We start from the raw sequence: 12,696 nt of genomic DNA on the forward strand, positions 1-12,696 counted from the left end.
GTCGCCCGGGCGTCCGGGGTGGGGGTGAGGAGCGGAGACACGGGGGTGGGCGGCAGGGGGACGGACGGCACGACGCTAGGCGCCCGGGCCCACGTTGCGGGATTCCCGGGTGCGCAGCTGCCGCACGTAGGAGTCGGGGGCACCCGCGCACTCGGCCGCGTCCGCCAACAGTCCGAGGTAGCGCGCCGACGGCAGGCCCCCCTCGAAGGCGTCCATGACGTACAGCCAGACCAGCTCGGTGCCCTCGGGCGCGGTGGGGGAGGGCGAGGCGACCGCGAACTCGGACTCCTGGGCCCCCACCGGGGGGCCGGGGGGGACGGTGGGACGGCGCTCCACCCGGACCCGGATCTTCCGGGCCGGGATCCGGTCCGTGCCCTCCCATCGGTCGAGGGCGCGGGCGTCCTCGTCGGGGACGTCGTAGAGCACCACGAACACCCTCGACTCGGGGTCCTCGACCACGGTGGCCACGGCGCCCTCCCACGTGGGGTCCTCGCCCGCGAAGGTCAGGCGCCAGCCCTCCAGCCAACCGGTTCCGGCGAACGGGGAGTGCGGCGCGCGGGCGTTCATCTGTTCGGGATGCATGTTGGTCCCGTACGCGGCGTAGAGAGGCACGGCGACCAGAGTAGTCCCTCCGCCGGGTGTGGCCCCGGCGTCCTCCGGCCGCGTGCCGCCGGTTCGACTACCGTGTACGGCGGACGCGACGCGGTCCACCACAGTGGCCCGCGGCGCCCGGCCCCGACCCCGTGACCCGTGGAGGACCACCTGTGACCCAGCGCATCATCATCATCGGCGGCGGACCCGCCGGTTACGAGGCCGCGCTGGTGGCCGCGCAGTACGGTGCGGACGTCACGATCGTGGACGCCGAGGGGATCGGCGGCAACTGCGTGCTGACCGACTGCGTGCCGTCCAAGACGTTCATCGCCACCACGGGTGTGCGCACCGACATGCGTCGCGCCGAGGAGATGGGCGTCGAGATGCACTTCGACCCCACCGCGTACCGGCTCGGCCAGGTCAACGGTCGGGTCAAGTCCCTGGCCCGCGCCCAGTCCGCCGACATCAGGTCCCAGCTCCAGCGCGAGGGCGTGCGACTGCTCTCGGGGACCGCGCGACTGCACGACTCGCAGCCGGGCATGGCGTCGCACCGCGTCCACGTGTCGCTGGACGGCGGCCGGGAGAAGATCCTCGACGCGGACGTGGTCCTGGTCGCCACCGGGTCCAACCCGCGCATCCTCTCCGGCGCCGAGCCGGACGGGGAGCGGATCCTGACCTGGCGGCAGCTCTACGACCTCACCGAACTCCCCTCCCACCTGGTGGTCGTGGGTTCCGGTGTGACCGGCGCCGAGTTCGTCTCCGCGTTCACCGAGATGGGCGTCAAGGTCACCATGGTGTCCAGCCGCGACCGTGTGCTGCCCCACGAGGACGCCGACGCGGCGCTGGTGCTGGAGGAGGCGCTCAGCGAGCGTGGCGTCTCGCTGGTCAAGCACGCGCGTGCGGACGCGGTCGAACACCACGAGGACGGGATCATCGTCCGACTGGGCGACGGCCGGACCGTCAAGGGTTCGCACGCACTGATGTGCGTCGGTTCGGTTCCCAACACCGGCGACCTCGGGTTGGAGAGCGCCGGCATCGAGGTCCAGCGCAGCGGTCACATCAAGGTCGACCGCGTCTCGCGGACCACCGCCGCCGGCATCTACGCGGCGGGCGACTGCACCGATCTGTTCCCGTTGGCCTCCGTCGCGGCGATGCAGGGCCGGATCGCGATGTACCACGCGCTGGGCGAGGGGGTCAGTCCCATCAAGCTCCGCACCGTGGCCTCGGCGGTGTTCACACGGCCCGAGATCGCCACCGTGGGAATCTCCCACGCGCAGATCGAGAGCGGTGAGGTCCCCGCCCGCGTCGAGGTGTTCCCGCTGGCGGGCAATCCGAGGGCCAAGATGCGCAGTCTGCGCCGCGGTTTCGTCAAGCTGTTCTGCCGCCCCGCCTCGGGTGTGGTCATCGGAGGGGTGATCGTGGCGCCGACCGCCTCCGAGCTCATCCTGCCCGTCTCCGTGGCCGTGCGGAATCAGCTCACCGTGGGTGACCTCGCGGGGTCGTTCTCCGTCTATCCCTCGATGACCGGGTCGATCACCGAGGCCGCCCGGCAGCTCATGCGGCACGACGACCTGGACTGATCCCGGGCCGGTGGACCGGCCTGAGCGCCAGGATAAGTTTAGGCTAAGCTCACACCCGGTGCCCGTGACGCGGCACCGGGACTGTGAGGGAGGAACCGTGATGATGCGACGCCGCCTGGCCGCGATCGCCGCTGCCGGTTCGCTCGTGGTGGGTCTGGCGGCCTGCACCACGGACGGCGCCGGAGACGACTCGGACGCGTTGGTGGTCTACTCGGGCCGCAGCGAGAACCTCGTCGGCCCGCTGCTGGCCCAGATCGAGGAGAACACCGGCATCGACCTGGAGGTGCGGTACGCGAGCACCCCCGAGATGGCGGCGCAGATCGCCGAGGAGGGCGAGGCCAGCCCGGCCGACATCTTCTTCTCCCAGGACGCCGGCGCGCTGGGCGCGTTGTCCAAGGAGGGCCTGCTCACGCGGCTCGACGAGGCGACGGTCGCACAGGTCCCCGCCGAGTACCGGGCCACCGACGGGACGTGGGTCGCCACGAGCCTCCGCGCCCGTGTCCTGGTCTACGACTCCGAGGTGCTCGAGGAGTCCGAGGTGCCGGACACCATCGACGCCCTCACCGAGCCGGAGTGGCGGGGCAAGGTCGGCTACGCCCCCACCAACGCCTCGTTCCAGTCGTTCGTCACCGGGCTGCGGGTCGACCGCGGCGACGAGGCGGCCGAGCAGTGGCTCCGCGACTTCCTGGCCAACGAGCCCAGGACGTACGACAACAACGTGGCCCTCCTCGAGGCCGCCGACACCGGAGAGGTCGAGCTCGGGCTCACCAACCACTACTACTGGTACAACACCGCCCAGGAGAAGGGCGAGGAGAACATGCGGGCCCGGGTCCACTACCTGACCAAGGGCGACCCCGGCGCACTGGTCAACGTGGCCGGCGTCGGCGTGCTGGCCTCCACGGACCGGCCCGAGGACGCCCTGCGCGTGGTGGAGGAACTCCTCGGCGAGCAGGCCCAGCTCTACTTCCTCGAGGAGGACAGCGAGTACCCGGTGGTGCCGGGCATCACCTCGGAGGCCGTCGGCCTGCCCCCCCTCGAGACCCTGGGAGGCCCCGACATCGACCTCGGGGACCTCGACGGGCTCGAGCAGACCCAGCAGATGCTCACGCGCGTGGGCATGATCTGACGGGTCCGTCATAGACGTCCGTTCCCGTCTCCGTGGCGGTCGCCCCCTCCTCGGGGTGGCCGCCACTCTGGCGTGCTCCGCGGCCCTCATCCCGCTGGTCTATCTGATCATCCGGGCGGGGGAACGGGGCCCGGCCTACGCCATCGAGGTGGTCCGGTCCGGTCGGTCAGCCGAACTGCTGGTCAACACGGTCGTGCTGGTGGTCCTGGTCACCGCGGCGAGCGTCGTGGTGGGTGTCGCGCTCGCGTGGTTGACGGTGAGGACGGATCTCCCCGGGGCCCCGGTGGTCGGCGCACTGCTCTGCGTGCCACTGGCGATGCCCTCCTACGTCCTCGGCTACCTGTGGGTCGCGGACTTCCCGCAGTTCCTCGGCCTGCCCGGCTCCGTCATCGTGTTGACGATCTCCTGCTATCCGTACGTCTTCCTCCCCGCGGCCGCGGCGCTGCGGGCCGTGGACCCCGGGCTGGAGGAGGTGGCCCGGACGCTGGGGCGCGGATCGGTCAGGGCCGTGCTCGGGGTGACGTTGCGTCAGATCCGGCCCGCGGTCGCCGCGGGGGCGCTGCTGGTGGCGCTGTACACGCTGTCCGACTTCGGAGCCGTGGCCATGCTGCGGTACGAGGCGTTCACCGTCGGGATCTACCACAGCTACCGCGCCTCGTTCGACCGGGTGCCCGCGGCGGTGCTGGCCTGCGTGCTCATCCTGGTGGCGCTGGTGGTGATGGTGGGAGAGCGGCGGGCCCGACGGGGCGAGGTCGCCAGGGTCGGTGCCGGTGTGGACTCCCTTCCCGACCGGGTCCCGCTCGGACGGTTCAGAACGCCGGCGCTCGTGGTCGTCGGATTCGTCCTGACCGGTGGCGTCCTCGCCCCGCTCGTCGGGCTGGTCCGGTGGGTGCGGGCCGCCGCCGAGGTGGACGTGGCGTGGGGACCGGTCCTCGCGGCGGCGGCCACCACCGCGGGGGTGTCGGGCATCGCCGCGCTCGTGACGATCGTGTTGGCCCTGCCCATCGGCATCCTCGCGGCCCGGTCGAACGGCCCGGTCGCCCGGGCCACCGAGGCGGTCGCCCAGATCGGATTCGCGCTCCCCGGGATCACGGTCGGGTTGGCCGTGGTGTTCGTGGGGATCCGGCTGGTCCCCGGCCTGTACCAGCAGTTGCCGATGCTCGTGTTCGGGTACGTGGTGCTGTTCCTCCCGCTCGCCGTGGGCGTGGTCCGGTCCGCGATCGGCGCGATCCCGACCGCGCTCGAGGACGCCTCGGGAGCGTTGGGCTCCGGCCGGTTCCGGACCTTCCTCCGCGTCGTCGCCCCACTATCGATGCCGGGTGTCCTCGCGGGGGGCAGCCTGGTGTTCCTCAGCGTGGCCAAGGAACTGCCCGCGACCCTTCTCCTGCGCCCCACGGGGACGGAGACACTGGCCTCCGCGATGTGGGCCCACACCGAGGTGGCGGCGTACTCCCAGGCCGCTCCCTATGCCGCGATGCTCGTGGCCGTGGCCGTGATCCCCGCCGCGGTCCTCGGCAGGTCGTTCGGGTGGGGCGCGGGAGGGTCCGGGCGAGGCGTCCCGGCACGGACCGCCATCGCGGCCCGTTCGGAGGAGACACAGGTGGGTGCCACATGACGGTGAGGAAGCGCCCCGGCGGCGTGCTCGAGCTCCGCGGCGTGACCGGTGGGTACGGGGGCACCACCGTCGTCCGGGACCTCGATCTGACAGTGGGCTCCGGTGAGGCGCTGGCCGTTCTCGGTGCGTCCGGGTCGGGCAAGACCACCGTGCTGCGCATGATCGCCGGGCTGCACCCGGTCTCGGCGGGACGCATCCTCGTCGACGGCCGCCGCGTGGACCCACTGCCCGCCCAGCACCGCGGGATTGGACTGGTCCCCCAACAGGGGGCCCTGTTCCCGCACCTGTCCGTGGCCCGGAACGTCGGGTTCGGACTCGTACCGGTCGATCCCGTGGCGCGGTGGCGCAGCCGCGCCGAGCGGGCGGCCCGGGTCCGTGAGGTCCTCGAGTTGGTGGGGCTGGCGGACCGGGCCGACGAGCGTCCCTCCCGGCTGTCCGGCGGGCAGCAACAGCGGGTCGCGCTCGCACGCGCGCTCGCCCCGGGCTCGGGACTGATCCTGCTGGACGAACCGTTCAGCGCGCTCGACGCCGCCCTGCGGGGACGGGTCCGGGCGGAGGTCTCGACCCTGCTCGCCGAGTCCGGCGCGACGTCGGTCCTCGTCACCCACGACCGCGCGGAGGCGCTGGCCACCGCCGATCGGGTCGCCGTGCTCATCGACGGCCGCCTCGCCCAGGTCGACACCCCCGAACGGCTCTACTACCACCCGGTGAGCCGCGAGGTCGCCCAGCTGGCGGGGGAGGTCGTCCTTCTCCCGGCCACCGCGGACGGAGGGGTCGCACACACCACCATCGGCGCCGTCCCACTCGACACGCCCGCACGCGGGTCCGGCACCGTCCTGTGGCGCCCCGAGAGCCTGACGGTCCGTCGGGTCGGGCAGGAGGGGCACGGCGTGTGCACCGGCGTCGAGTTCGTCGGCGCGTCGACCCTCATCCGGATGTGTGTCGACGGCACCGAGCAGAGCTTCGCGGTCCCGGTCTCCGGCGGGGAGGTCTTCGAGGTGGGGGCCCGGGTGGAGGTCACGCCCTTGCGTCCCGCCGTCTTCCACGCGGGGCCGTCGGTGCCCGCCTGATCAGCTCTCGGTGGCGGCCCAGCCCAGGGTCCGTTCGACGGCGTCGTTCCAGCGGCCCCACAGGCGCGCGCGCTCGTCCTCGGCCATGCGTGGCTCCCACCGCCGGTCCTCCCGCCACAACTCCCGGAGCCGGTCGGGGGAGTCCCACTGGCCCACCGCCAGCCCCGCGGCGAAGGCGGCACCCAGGGCGGTGGTCTCGGTGACCTCGGGCCGGATCACGTCGATGCCCAGGATGTCGGCCTGGAACTGCATCAGGTAGTCGTTGACCACCATCCCGCCGTCGACACGCAGCGCGTCGGCGGTCTCGCCGGCGTCGGCGGCCATCGCGTCGGTCATCTCGCGGGACTGGAACGCGGTGGCCTCGAGCGCCGCTCGCGCCAGGTGTGCCCGGGTGTGGAACCGGGTCAGGCCCACCAGGGTGCCACGCGCGTCCGGGCGCCAGCGAGGGGCGAGAAGTCCGGAGAACGCGGGCACGAGATAGCAGTCGCCGTTGTCCTCCAGTGACGTCGCCAGTTCCTCGGTCTCCTCGGCGCTCGAGATCACCCCGAGGTTGTCCCGTAGCCACTGCACAAGCGAGCCCGCCACCGCCACGGAGCCCTCCAGCGCGTACACGGCGTCGGCGTCCCCGAGCTTGTAGCAGACGGTGGTGAGCAGCCCGTTGTCGCTGAACTGGGGGGTGGTGCCGGTGTTGAGCAGCAGGAACGCGCCGGTCCCGTAGGTGTTCTTGGCGTCGCCGGGGTCGAAGCAGGTCTGGCCGAACATGGCCGCCTGTTGGTCGCCGAGGATCCCCGCGATGGGGGTCCCGCCGAACATGCGACGCTCGGTCACGTGACCGATCACCCCCGAGGACGGCACGATGTCGGGGAGCATCGCCCGCGGCACCCCGATCTCGCGGCAGAGCTCGTCGCACCACTCCAGGGTCCGCAGATCCATGAGCAGGGTGCGGGAGGCGTTGGTGACGTCGGTGACGTGGAGCGCCGGTTCGCCGTCGGTCCCGCCGCGGCGGCCGCCGGTGAGATTCCACACCAGCCACGAGTCGATGGTCCCGGCCAGCAGCTCGCCGGCCTCGGCCCGCTCGGTGCCGCGTCGGCCCTCGGCGTCGAGGTGATCGAGGATCCACCGGATCTTCGGACCCGCGAAGTAGGTGGACAGGGGCAACCCGGTCGCATCGCGGAACCTGTTGTCTCCGTCGGGGTGGCCCTCCGCCAACCGGGCGCAGATCCCGGAGGTCCGGGTGTCCTGCCAGACGATCGCGTTGTAGACCGGCTCACCGGTCTCCCGCTCCCACACCACCACGGTCTCCCGTTGGTTGGTGATGCCGATCGCGCTCACCAACGCCGGTTCGAGGTCGGCGTGACCGGCCACCTGGGCCATGGTCGTCCGCACGTTCTCCCAGATCTCCAGCGGGTCGTGTTCCACCCATCCGGCCCGGGGCAGGATCTGCCGGTGTTCGACCTGGGCGGTCGCCGCGGGCACCGGCAGACCGTCGTGGTCGAAGAGGATGGCCCGCGAGGACGTGGTCCCCTGGTCGATCGCGAGGATGAACGTGTTACGCGTCACGTCGTCAGACTACGTCCGCCCGGGCGTAGAGTCGGGCGCAACCGGCCGGAAACCGATACCCGGCCCCGGAGGGAGCACGATGCCCACGATCAGATCACGGTCCGTCCTCGGTCCCGAGCGCCGGGCCGAGGCATGGCGGAGGTTGTCGGAGGAGTCCTTCGACATCGTGATCGTGGGTGGCGGTGTGGTGGGCACCGGCAGCGCTGTCGACGCGGCCACGCGCGGCCTGAGCGTCGCGGTGGTGGAGGCCCGCGACTTCGCCGCCGGGACCTCCTCGCGCAGCTCCAAGATGTTCCACGGCGGGCTCCGGTATCTCGAGCAACTCGACTTCGGGCTCGTCGCCGAGGCCCTCCACGAGCGCGAGCTCAGCATGACCCGACTGGCCCCGCACCTGGTCAAACCGCTCAAGTTCCTCTTCCCGCTCACCCGCCGGTTCTGGGAGCGCCCCTACATGGCCGCGGGATTCGTCCTCTACGACCTCATGGGCGGCGCCAAGAGCGTCCCGCCGCAGAAGCACTACAGCCGCGCCGGTGCACGGCGCGTGGCGCCGGGTCTGCGCGAGGACGTCGTGGTGGGGGGGATCCGGTACTGGGACACGTTGGTCGACGACGCCCGCCACACCCTCACGCTCGCCCGCACCGCCGCCCTGCACGGCGCGGTGGTCGCCAACTCCACGCAGGTGATCGGCTACCTGCGGGAGGGCGAACGAGTGACCGGCGTGCGGGTCCGCGACGCCGAGACCGGACGGGAGACCGACGTCCGGGCCGGGGTGGTGCTCAACGCGGCGGGGGTGTGGACCGACCACCTGCAGGAGATGCTGGGGGAGGAGGGCGGCTTCACGGTGCGTGCCTCCAAGGGGGTCCACATCGTGGTGGACCGTGACAAGGTCGACTCGGAGGCCGCCCTCATCCTGCGCACCGAGAAGTCGGTGCTCTTCGTCATCCCCTGGGGCGAATACTGGATCATCGGCACCACCGACACCGACTGGCAGCTCGATCTGGCACACCCCGCGGCGACGGGTGCGGACATCGATTACATCCTCGGGCACGTCAACGCCGTGCTCACGACCCCGATCGGGCGGGACGACGTCCGCGGTGTCTACGCGGGACTGCGCCCGCTGCTCTCGGGCGGGGCCGACTCCACCGCCAAGCTCTCGCGGGAACACGCGGTGATGCGCGCGGCTCCCGGGGCCGTGGTGGTGGCGGGCGGCAAGTACACCACCTACCGGGTCATGGCGGCGGACGCGGTCGACGCCGCGGTGGCCGAGCTGGGACCGGAGCGCGCGGAATCCGTTCCGGCCTCCACCACCGATCGCATCCCCCTCCTCGGTGCCGACGGCTACCCGGCGATGGTCAACCGCGCGGACCGGATCGCGGACCACTACGAGATCAGGGAGGAGCAGGTCCAGCACCTGCTCGACCGCTACGGTTCGCTTCTCGAGGACGTGCTGGACCTGGCGGCGGACCGCCCCGATCTGCTGGAGACCCTCGACGGCGCCGATCGCTACCTCCGGGTCGAGATCGTCTACGCCGCGCTCGCGGAGGCCGCTCTGCACCTGGAGGACGTCCTGGTCCGCCGGACCCGGATCTCCATGGAGTACCAGCACGGAGGGGTGGCGTGCGCCCGCGAGGCCGCGCAGCTCATGGCGGAGGTGCTGGACTGGGATACCGACCGCGTCGAGCGGGAGGTCGAGATGTTCGAGCAACGGGTCGCCGCGGAGCTGGCCAGCCAGGTGACGGACTCCGACGACGAGGCGGACGGCTTCCTCCGCGGCGTCCCCGAGGTCCGCGAGTTCCTGGTGGAGGCGACCGTCGACCCCGCGAGCGCCGAGCCGGTCGTCGACCACCCGGCCTGACCGAGGGGCCACCCTTCCCGACCGAGGGACCACCTATCCCGACCAGCGCGTGATGGGGGTCGGAACCGGCACGGCCGCGCTCCGCACCCCCTGACACCGGAAATCCGCTGCCGCCCTGCGCGATCGGCTGTCCGGTGGGGCAGCGGATGGCGCAGGAGAGCAGCGGATCCGGGGGAGGGGCGGGCCCGACGGCGCGGCCCGGGGTGGACGACGCCGTCAGCGGGTCACTTGATCTCGCAGAGCACCGTTCCCTGGGTGACCGCGGCGCCGGCGTCCACGGACAGGTCGGTGACGACGCCGTCCTTGTGGGCGGTGACCGGGTTCTCCATCTTCATGGCCTCGAGCACGGCGATGAGCTCACCGGACTTGACCTCCTGGCCCTCCTCGACGGCCACCTTCACCACGGTGCCCTGCATGGGGGCCGAGACGGCGTCCCCGGAGGCGGCGGCACCGGCGGCCCCGCCACGGGTGCGGGCCTTGGCCTTGCGGCGGACGGTGCCACCGTTGTGCGACCCGCCGAAGGCCAGGTCACCGGGCAGCGAGACCTCGACGCGGCGGCCGTCCACCTCGACGACGACCTTCTTGCGCTCGACCGGCTCGTCGTCGTCGGCGGGGGCGCCGGTGGCGCTCCACGGCTCGATCGGGTTGTCCCACTCCTCCTCGATCCACTTGGTGTAGACGTCGAAGCCCTTCCCGTCACCCACGAAGGCGGGGTTGGCGACGACGTGGGCGTGGAACGGGATGACGGTGGCCATTCCCTCGACCGTGAACTCCGCGAGGGCACGGGCCGACCGCGCGAGCGCCTGGTCGCGGTCCTCGCCCCACACGATCAGCTTGGCCAGCATCGAGTCGAACTGGCCACCGATCGTGTCGCCCTGCTCGACGCCGGAGTCGACGCGGACGCCCGGCCCGCTGGGCTCGTGGTAGCCCGTGATCGTGCCGGGGGCGGGCAGGAAGCCGCGTCCGGCGTCCTCGCCGTTGATGCGGAATTCGAACGCGTGGCCGCGCGGGGTCGGGTCCTCGGTGAACTCGAGCACCTCACCCTCGGCGATCTTGAACTGCTGCAGCACGAGGTCGATGCCCGCGGTCTCCTCGGTGACCGGGTGCTCCACCTGGAGGCGGGTGTTGACCTCGAGGAAGGAGATCGTGTCGCCCTGGACCATGTACTCGACCGTGCCGGCGCCGTAGTAACCGGCCTCCTTGCAGATTGCCTTGGCGGAGTCGTGGATCCGCTTGCGCTGGTCGTCGGTGAGGAACGGGGCCGGGGCCTCCTCGACGAGCTTCTGGAAGCGACGCTGCAGCGAGCAGTCGCGGGTGCCGGCGACGACGACGTTGCCGTGCTGGTCGGCGAGGACCTGGGCCTCGACGTGGCGCGCCTTGTCGAGGTACTGCTCGACGAAGCACTCGCCGCGACCGAAGGCGGCGGTGGCCTCACGGGTGGCCGAGTCGAAGAGCTCGGCGACCTCGGACATCTCGTGGGCGACCTTCATCCCGCGCCCGCCGCCACCGAAGGCGGCCTTGATGGCGATGGGCAGGCCGTACTCCTCCGCGAACTTCACGACCTCGTCGGCATTGGCGACGGGGTCCTTGGTGCCGGCCGCCATCGGAGCCTTGGCGCGCTCGGCGATGTGGCGGGCGGTGACCTTGTCGCCCAGGTCGCGGATGGCGCTCGGCGGGGGGCCGATCCAGATCAGCCCGGCGTCGATGACGGCCTGCGCGAAGTCGGCGTTCTCGGAGAGGAAGCCGTACCCGGGGTGGATGGCGTCGGCTCCGGACTTGGCGGCCGCGTTGAGGATCTTGTCGAAGACCAGGTAGGACTCCGCGGAGGTGGTGCCCCCCAGGGCGAAGGCCTCGTCGGCCAGCTTGACGAACAGGGCATCGGCGTCGGGCTCGGCGTACACGGCCACGCTGGCCAGACCGGCGTCCTTCGCCGCGCGGATCACACGTACAGCGATCTCGCCGCGGTTGGCGACGAGGACCTTGGTGATGTGAGAGCTGGCATGACTGGGCACTCAGGGCCTCCTGGTGATGGACGTCTCTTAGACCGGTGCGCCCGGTAGGGGCACCGATATTCTCCAGCAGTCTAATGAGAGGCCCCCCTCATGTGTGGGTTTGGGGGTCGAAGGGCTGCCCCACGGGGGCGGGCCGAGCAGATCGTCGCCTCTCTGACCTGCTGTTCAGCTGCGGAGCTCGGGGCGCCACAACTGGTGCGCGTGGATCCCGGCCCCCTCGAGGAGGCGCCGCAACAGCGGCAGGCTGAGTCCGATGACGCTCGACGGGTCGCCGTCTATCCGGTCGATGAACCAGCCGCCGAGCGATTCGATGGTGAAGGCGCCGGCGCATTCGAGGGGCTCGCCGGTGCGCAGGTAGACGTCGAGGTCGGCGTCCGACGGGGCGCCGAAGTGAACCGTGGTGTCGGAGGTGTCGGACCCGCTCCGGGTGACGACGAGGGGGCCGTCCCCGGTGAGGTCGGCGACCATCAGGGCGTGGCCGGTGATCAGGACCCCGTGACGACCGCGCATCCTGCGCCACCGCGCCATCGCCCGCTCGTAGGTGTGCGGCTTGCCCTCGAGCCGGCCGTCGACCAGGAGCATCGAGTCGCAGCCCACCACGATGAGCGTGTCGGCACCCGCGGCACGGGCCTCGGCCGCGAGTGCCCCGCCCTCACGATCGAGGACGTCCTGCGCCTTGGCGCGGGCCAGTTCCTCCACCACGCGCACATGCGGGGTGCCCGCGGGGAGCGCGGCCTGGAGGGCGTCCTCGTCGACCTGCGGGTGTCGGATGAGCGGGTCCACGCCGGCCTGCTGGAGGATCCGCAGTCGGGACGGGGAGGCCGAGGCGAGGACGAACGTGATCATGGGCCCAGCGTAGCCAGGGCCTCAGGCCCGCGGCAGCAGCATGGTGACGGTGAGCGTGGTGGGCTCGAGCGCGCGCACCGAGTGCCGCAGCCTCGGTGTGAGGTGGAGTACCTCACCGGGCACCAGGACGACCGTGCGGTCGGGCAGGCCGAACTCCACCCGGCCCCGGAGCACCTGGACGAGGACCGGGTGGTGGGCCGCGTGGTCGCCGAGCTCATGACCCTCCCCGAATTCGAACGCCACGATCTTGGCGGACTCGTCCTCGTGCACGACGGAGGCCCGCGGCCGGTTCTCGAACGGCTCCTCGCGACCGATGATGTCGGTCAGGTGGGTGGCGGTGCCCTCGGTGGTCCCGGCGCGGCTGCCGTGGTCACGGTCGTCGCGCGTGGAGTCGACGGAGGTGGGGGCGGGGGTGGCGGGCTCGGGGGTGGTGGGCTCGTC

At 71.9% G+C, this 12,696-nt stretch carries 9 protein-coding genes and 2 pseudogenes; 5 read left to right on the forward strand and 6 right to left on the reverse strand.

Going from position 1 to position 12,696, the window contains the following annotated elements:
- Positions 1 to 75: 75 nt before the first annotated feature.
- Positions 76 to 234: pseudogene (locus tag G6028_RS18185) on the reverse strand (gamma-glutamylcyclotransferase); the annotation flags it as partial.
- A gap of 93 nt (positions 235 to 327) precedes the next feature.
- A pseudogene (locus G6028_RS18190) lies at positions 328 to 612 on the reverse strand (gamma-glutamylcyclotransferase family protein); the annotation flags it as partial.
- A 152-nt stretch (positions 613 to 764) separates the two neighbouring features.
- On the opposite strand from G6028_RS18190, the gene G6028_RS05000 reads away from it, so the two are divergent.
- From G6028_RS05000 to G6028_RS05015, 4 genes are all read left to right on the forward strand, one after another.
- Complete coding sequence (locus G6028_RS05000) at positions 765 to 2,171, forward strand: NAD(P)H-quinone dehydrogenase (protein WP_179524756.1); 1,407 nt, start codon at positions 765 to 767, stop codon at positions 2,169 to 2,171.
- A gap of 100 nt (positions 2,172 to 2,271) precedes the next feature.
- Positions 2,272 to 3,297, forward strand: a complete 1,026-nt coding sequence (locus tag G6028_RS05005; RefSeq protein WP_179524757.1) for an iron ABC transporter substrate-binding protein — start codon at positions 2,272 to 2,274, stop codon at positions 3,295 to 3,297.
- 55 nt (positions 3,298 to 3,352) lie between these two features.
- The gene (locus G6028_RS05010) at positions 3,353 to 4,912 is read left to right on the forward strand and encodes an ABC transporter permease (RefSeq protein ID WP_259846280.1); all 1,560 of its coding nucleotides are present in this window, start codon (positions 3,353 to 3,355) and stop codon (positions 4,910 to 4,912) included.
- The gene (locus G6028_RS05015) at positions 4,909 to 5,982 is read left to right on the forward strand and encodes an ABC transporter ATP-binding protein (protein WP_182645687.1); all 1,074 of its coding nucleotides are present in this window, start codon (positions 4,909 to 4,911) and stop codon (positions 5,980 to 5,982) included. The genes G6028_RS05010 and G6028_RS05015 overlap by 4 nt, the downstream gene beginning before the upstream one ends.
- Here G6028_RS05015 and glpK read toward each other — a convergent pair whose 3' ends face one another.
- Entirely contained in the window at positions 5,983 to 7,542 is a 1,560-nt protein-coding gene (gene glpK, locus G6028_RS05020; RefSeq protein ID WP_182616180.1) for a glycerol kinase GlpK, read from the reverse strand.
- Between the two features lie 79 nt (positions 7,543 to 7,621).
- On the opposite strand from glpK, the gene G6028_RS05025 reads away from it, so the two are divergent.
- A complete protein-coding gene (locus G6028_RS05025) occupies positions 7,622 to 9,397 on the forward strand; it encodes a glycerol-3-phosphate dehydrogenase/oxidase (protein ID WP_179524760.1) in 1,776 nt (591 codons plus the stop codon).
- Positions 9,398 to 9,621: 224 nt separating this feature from the next.
- Here the strand turns inward: G6028_RS05025 and G6028_RS05030 are convergent, their stop codons facing one another.
- The 3 genes from G6028_RS05030 to G6028_RS05040 all read right to left on the reverse strand — a co-directional run.
- On the reverse strand, positions 9,622 to 11,409 hold the full coding sequence (locus tag G6028_RS05030) for an ATP-binding protein (RefSeq protein WP_182658235.1): 1,788 nt from the start codon (positions 11,407 to 11,409) through the stop codon (positions 9,622 to 9,624).
- A 165-nt stretch (positions 11,410 to 11,574) separates the two neighbouring features.
- Positions 11,575 to 12,255: a Maf family protein gene (locus tag G6028_RS05035; RefSeq protein ID WP_182640501.1), complete on the reverse strand. Its 681-nt coding sequence runs from the start codon at positions 12,253 to 12,255 to the stop codon at positions 11,575 to 11,577.
- A gap of 21 nt (positions 12,256 to 12,276) precedes the next feature.
- Positions 12,277 to 12,696, reverse strand: a 420-nt coding sequence (locus G6028_RS05040) for a cupin domain-containing protein (RefSeq protein ID WP_241730550.1), incomplete at its 5' end; no start/stop codon positions are given.

It is taken from the genome of Dietzia cercidiphylli, assembly GCF_014145145.1.
In the GTDB taxonomy this organism is placed as follows: domain Bacteria; phylum Actinomycetota; class Actinomycetes; order Mycobacteriales; family Mycobacteriaceae; genus Dietzia; species Dietzia natronolimnaea.

What these genes read in the sequence shown, in the direction of transcription:
- G6028_RS05035 (WP_182640501.1), bottom strand. Translation starts at nt 12,255, where the DNA reads ATGATCACGTTCGTCCTCGCCTCGGCCTCCCCGTCCCGACTGCGGATC.
- G6028_RS05005 (WP_179524757.1), top strand. Translation starts at nt 2,272, where the DNA reads ATGATGCGACGCCGCCTGGCCGCGATCGCCGCTGCCGGTTCGCTCGTG.
- G6028_RS05025 (WP_179524760.1), top strand. Translation starts at nt 7,622, where the DNA reads ATGCCCACGATCAGATCACGGTCCGTCCTCGGTCCCGAGCGCCGGGCC.
- G6028_RS05015 (WP_182645687.1), top strand. Translation starts at nt 4,909, where the DNA reads ATGACGGTGAGGAAGCGCCCCGGCGGCGTGCTCGAGCTCCGCGGCGTG.